Here is a 5,753-nt window from a genome sequence, read left to right as displayed (position 1 = left end):
TTGGTGATGATGGCAGAGAGGTCACACCCGTTCCCATACCGAACACGGAAGTTAAGCTCTCTAGCGCCGATGGTAGTTGGGACCTTGTCCCTGTGAGAGTAGGACGTCGCCAAGCAACTTTAAGACAAGTCAGAATGACTTGTCTTTTTTGTGTTTTATAAAAATAAGAATGGGTGGTAAATCTCAGTTTTTTATAATTTCACTTTATTGTTCACATCAACAAGTTCAAAACGCTCACAGACGAGTAACATATCTTCAGAGAAATTAAGACCAAGCTCATTTAGTTCCTTTGTAAAAAAACGAACATGGGTGTCTCTCCAGTAATTGTAAGTACGATCTCCTTCGCCTTCAGCGATAGCGAATTCTTCGCTTACTTCATTCATTGGTGTTACAGTTACTTCTATTATCTTAATAATAGCTACAGGTTCATCATTACTATTAAGTATAATACTATAATCATTAGTGGTCGGTAGCGGTTCATTTTCTAATTCATAAAAAATGTGACCGGAGCATGTAGCAGTTTTAATACCGTCAATTACTAGTTGTGCAAGATAATTAGGGGAATCTCCAAATTGCCAAGCTATAACAGATTCTGGTTTTTTGTTATTTCCCCAATAAATATTCCAATATGTCTGTGCTAATTGATTCATTTTATCGTCACCTCACTCTAATTAATATTTAGTCGCTTTATAATTCCTAGGAGATTTATTTATTTACTTATTCTGTCTTTGTGCTCATTTAAAATTTGTATCAGTGTGTTGCAAATTTCAAAGATACTATGTGGAATGAATATGGTTTGTAAATATGTTCTGTACATATATGGGATCTTTAATTTTCCAATTGCATTTTATGATAAAGGATATAGTTACTTAAAGAACCTTCAGACTATTAATGGTAGTTTATTATCACTATGCCATATTGAAGTGAGTAGTACTAGAGTTGAAATAGATAAAAAACCGATATTCTAAAATTGAATATCAGTTTAATGATATGTGACTTATATGAATCTATAGTAATACGAAAAGCGTAAATAAGATAGCCAGCAAAATACGATAGTATGCAAAAGGTTTTAAACCTATCTTCTCTAAAAGCTTTAGAAAAGTTACTACCGCTAGCATCGCTACTATAAAAGAGGTAATGAATCCTACCGCAAACATAGGGATGTCATCGACACTTAAATACGTCCAGCTTTTTAGTAAGTCTAAGCCTGTAGCCCCAATCATTACAGGAAGAGCTATTAGAAAAGAGAATTCAGATGCAGTCTTATAATTTACTTTTGCCAATAGACCTCCAGAGATAGTAGAGCCGGCTCTAGAGAAGCCAGGGTATACTGCTAAACATTGAAATAATCCAATTGTTAATGCTTGACGGTACGTTAAATCGTCCAGTGAATAGGAGGTTGCTTCTTGCTTTTTTACTTCTGCAAAGATCATAAGAATTGCTCCTGCTACAAGTCCAATCACAACAGTGTATGGCTGAAATAAGTAAGTTTTAATAACATCATGTAGTAGCAAACCAGCAACTACTGCCGGAAATACGCCAAGAAATATATGGAACGCGTTGAATTTTTTCTCTTTGCGTAGAAGAGGCTTAATATTACATAAAGAAACGAGGCGTTTATGATATAAAATTGCAATAGCTAAAATTGCGCCTAGCTGAATAACAATTTCAAACGTTTTTGCTCTTTCTCCTTCAAAGCCTAATAAATGCCCGACTAATATAAGGTGGCCAGTAGAGGATATAGGTAAAAATTCAGCTAATCCTTCTACAATACCGAGTATGAAGGCAATAATGATATCGCTCATAGTTTCACTCCTATAAATTAATGAATGTCTACTTTCTTAAAATAGAATAGTGTTGCAATAAATCCGAAAATTGCTGTTGCTGCAATGATGATATAAGAATACTCTGGTGGATATGTCGGTTGTAATTCATTATTTGCAATATCTAGAGTAGCGGTCCACGGAAATAAATCTTTATGTTTGGAGTTTACGAGCATAAGATTCATCATTGTAATAATGACTGTTAATATAATAGGCGGTACATAGCTCTTCATTACAAGAGTTAATAGCACAATAGGTGAAGACAATAGAAAGAGAAGTCCACCACATATTAAAAATTTTAGGAAAGAACCTAAAAGTAAAGTAATGTTAAAACCAGGGAAGTTCCCCAATAGCCCTAATACTACAGTAAGCGACCAAGCGACTAAAGTTAGCATCATAATCCAAAGGAAGAGGATGATGAACTTACTTATAATAAAACTAATGCGCGACACGGGGATAGTTAGTAAATTTTTTAGTGTATCTTCTGCATATTCGCGGGTAAACATATAAGCAACAACTACTCCGTATAAAGGGAATCCTATAACTAAAGTAGTATATAAGTTAACGTCAGTGAATAACTGGTGGAACCAAATAGTCGGAGTTGGCTGTTTTGTTTTTATATGTATATAAGAGGCTACTACGACTAAGAAAGGTGCGACACCAGCTCCAATAATGCTAATTAAAAACATATTAGAGCGTTTTAGTTTTAATAGTTCTGTATAGAGTAGATTAACCAATTGTCCCACCTCCAACTAGTTTGGTGAAATAATCTTCTAATCTGTCTTCACTGATCATCATTTTTAATACTTCGATATCATTAAGAACGAATGTTCTGTTGATGTATCCTTGTTGCCCAAAATGAGAGTAAATGCGAATATTCCCTTCATCATGTACCTCATAATCGAAAATTTGAAATTGATTTTCTAATAGCATCGCAGCTTTATTGTCATTATTCACCTGAAATTCTATGTATTTACGGTTTGCTTTGCGCAGCTTATCAAGAGAAACTTCTTCTAGTAACCTTCCTTCGTGAATAATTCCGATACGATCAACTAACTGTTCTACCTCTGCTAAAATGTGACTAGAAATGAGTATCGTTATATTCCTTTCTTGAGCTAAAGAATGAATAAGTTTTCGCATTTCTTTAATACCGATGGGGTCTAGTCCGTTAGTCGGTTCATCTAATATGAGTAGTTCGGGATAATGGAGAAGAGCGCGTGCAATTCCTAGGCGCTGCTTCATGCCTAGAGAATACTTTCCTACTAACTTTTTTGTTTCATGCTGCAAGCCCACTATTTCTAATGCTTCTTCAATAGCATTCTTTTTGTAAACCCCGATTATCTTTGCATTAATTAATAAGTTTTCTTTTGCAGTTAAGTTTTCATAAAACCCTGGAACTTCAACGATAGAACCAATTCTACTTAAAATATCTTTTTGATTTTGAAATAAGTCCTCTCCGAATATTTCGATAGTTCCACTTGTAGGCTTTATAAGACTAAGCAGCATACGAATGGTTGTCGTTTTACCAGCACCGTTACGTCCTATGAATCCATAAATTTCTCCTTGTTGAACGTTAATATTTAGATTATCTACGGATTTTTGCTTGCCATATACTTTAGTAAGATTAGTCGTTTTTATAATTGTGTTTATAGGAGTCACCTACTTTCTATAAGTTCTTATTTACATGATAAAAAGGAAGGCTTAACTGCATATTAATCATTTCTTAACTATTTCTTAAAAGTATTGTGTTTTGGAATGGAAAAGCCAAAAGTGGTTCGTTCCCATGGAATACTTTTAACCCATATATGCCCACCATTCCTCTCAACGAGCGCTTTAGAAATAGAAAGCCCGAGCCCGCTACCACCAAAAGACGAGTTTCTTGATTGTTCGCTTCGGTACATTCGCTCGAATACGTTTTGTAAATCATGTTTTGGAATACCAGGACCTTTATCCCAAATAAGAAGTTCATATGCTGCATCCGTTTCTAGTAGTTCGACTCCTATTGTTTTCCCATTCTTTCCGTAATAAATGGCATTTTTCATTAAGTTACCTATAATCCGCATAAGGCTTAGGTGATCTGCAATGATAGGACAAGTAGACTCTGGTATAAGAACTTGTAGTTTAATATTATGTTTTGAGAGTTCGGGTAAAAACTCGATCAAAGCATCTCTAGTAACTTCAGAAAAGTCGAGTTTTTCTTCTTTTAGTGGAAATTCATTAGCGTCTAGCTTTGCCATATTGAATATTTCATCAACTAGGTGCTTTAAGTTATTTGATTTCATATAAAGTATTTTAAGATATTCTTGCTTTTCTATTTCAGAAGCAGCAACCCCATCTTTTAAAGCATCGATATATCCAATAATGGAGGTGAGTGGTGTTCGGATATCGTGTGAGATACTAGATAAAAGTTGTTTTCTAGATTCCTCAGACCTTTTTGCTTTAATCCGAACCTTTTCTAATTCAGCTATTAGTTCGTTTATTGAAAAAACGATATTATGTAACGATTGATCATTACTTGTGAATAATCTCGTTTGTAAATTCCCCTTTAGTGCACGACTTAATTTAGTGTCTATTGATTTGCGATTTTGAATGAATTGTATTCTTGAAAAGAAGAGATACATTGTAATTAAGATAAGGGTAATAAATAAAGAAATTTTTACTTTTGGATCCATTTGTATATTTAAAAGCCCGTAAATGATAAGTTGTAATGAAATAAGGAAGAGGATTTTATCGATCTTCAAGCTTTTCACCTACAAACTTATAACCAATTCCCCATACAGTTTGAATGAATTTTGGATTGGAAGGATCGATTTCTATTTTCTTTCTAAGTTTTCGAATATGTACCATAACGGTATTATCATCTTCTATATAATTATCGTCCCATACATTGCGGAAGAGCTGTGTTTTTGTAAATACTTGTCCTGGGTTTGAAGTAAAGAATTTTAATAGTTCTAATTCTTTTCCGGTTAAGCTGATTTCTTCTTTATTTGTGTGAACTGTATATGTATTTAAATTGATAGTTAGTCCTTTAAAAGCTAAAGTTGTCTGCTCTTGTACACTAATGTTACTTCCAAGAACGAAAAAACGCCGTATAAGAGCTTTGACTCGTGCAACCACTTCGTGAATGCTGAAAGGCTTCGTAATGTAATCATCAGCACCAATGCTTAAACCTAAAATTTTATCGACTTCGTGATCTTTAGCGGTTAGCATTAATATCGGTACGTTAGTTTTATCCCTTAGCTTTCTACATACTTCGATACCATCTACTTTCGGCATCATAAGATCTAATATAACGAGGCTATAGTTGTTTTGATTAAATAACTGTAAGGCTACTTCGCCATCAATCGCAGTATCTACCATATATAATTCTCGTTCTAAATATATTTTTAGTAAATTACGGATTTCTTTATCATCGTCTGCTATAAGGATACGTATATCTTTCATATCTTCACCTACTTCTAATGGATTTCATTGATGGTACAACAACCCTCTAATTATATACTAGTATTTGTTAAAATAAGATTAACAGTTTTGGGGAAGGGAAATATTCAAGCAAATTAAGCTAGGGTCAAAGTAAATTGAATATGTTTTGCGAGAATAAATTAAAGAGAAGCAGAAGGTAGTTTTACGGTAATGAATTTTTGTAGGGACGTATATAGCCAAAAGAGCGTAAAAAACATTTAATTGAATATCTTTATAAAAAGTGTTGACGATTAGAGTATAGAGGTGTAATATAGAACAAGTCGCCGATGACAACAACGTCGAAAGCGACAAACGAAATAAAAAACTTAGTTGACATTGAAAGATGAAAATGTTAACATAAGGAAGTCGCAAATGAGCGACTAAGTAGTTCTTTGAAAACTGAACGAAACAAACAACGTGAAACGTCAATTTTTATTTTAGATGCTAGACAAACTAACTTTATTGGAG

6 protein-coding genes and 1 rRNA gene are annotated in these 5,753 nt (G+C 33.8%); 1 reads left to right on the top strand and 6 read right to left on the bottom strand.

Annotated features, from left to right (window positions below):
• Positions 1 to 115, top strand: a 5S ribosomal RNA gene (gene rrf, locus CGQ22_RS31080).
• A gap of 76 nt (positions 116 to 191) precedes the next feature.
• Here the strand turns inward: rrf and CGQ22_RS31075 are convergent.
• The 6 genes from CGQ22_RS31075 to CGQ22_RS31050 all read right to left on the bottom strand — a co-directional run bounded on the left by CGQ22_RS31075 (position 192) and on the right by CGQ22_RS31050 (position 5,267).
• A complete protein-coding gene (locus CGQ22_RS31075) occupies positions 192 to 650 on the bottom strand; it encodes an ASCH domain-containing protein (RefSeq protein ID WP_001072426.1) in 459 nt (152 codons plus the stop codon).
• Positions 651 to 1,007: 357 nt separating this feature from the next.
• Entirely contained in the window at positions 1,008 to 1,805 is a 798-nt protein-coding gene (uppP, locus tag CGQ22_RS31070; RefSeq protein WP_089149801.1) for an undecaprenyl-diphosphate phosphatase UppP, read from the bottom strand.
• Positions 1,806 to 1,822: 17 nt separating this feature from the next.
• On the bottom strand, positions 1,823 to 2,560 hold the full coding sequence (locus CGQ22_RS31065; RefSeq protein ID WP_000247721.1) for an ABC transporter permease: 738 nt from the start codon (positions 2,558 to 2,560) through the stop codon (positions 1,823 to 1,825).
• Entirely contained in the window at positions 2,553 to 3,482 is a 930-nt protein-coding gene (locus tag CGQ22_RS31060; RefSeq protein ID WP_000187942.1) for an ABC transporter ATP-binding protein, read from the bottom strand. Before CGQ22_RS31060 ends, CGQ22_RS31065 begins: the two co-directional genes overlap by 8 nt.
• A 68-nt stretch (positions 3,483 to 3,550) precedes the next feature.
• Positions 3,551 to 4,564, bottom strand: coding sequence for a sensor histidine kinase (locus CGQ22_RS31055; RefSeq protein WP_139032700.1), 1,014 nt, complete (start codon positions 4,562 to 4,564; stop codon positions 3,551 to 3,553).
• Complete coding sequence (locus CGQ22_RS31050) at positions 4,551 to 5,267, bottom strand: response regulator transcription factor (protein WP_000651981.1); 717 nt, start codon at positions 5,265 to 5,267, stop codon at positions 4,551 to 4,553. Before CGQ22_RS31050 ends, CGQ22_RS31055 begins: the two co-directional genes overlap by 14 nt.
• Positions 5,268 to 5,753 lie beyond the last annotated feature (486 nt).

Origin of the sequence: Bacillus sp. M13(2017) (assembly GCF_002218325.1) — a bacterium.
GTDB lineage: Bacteria > Bacillota > Bacilli > Bacillales > Bacillaceae_G > Bacillus_A > Bacillus_A thuringiensis_K.
This window is presented reverse-complemented; position numbering and strand designations above follow the sequence as displayed.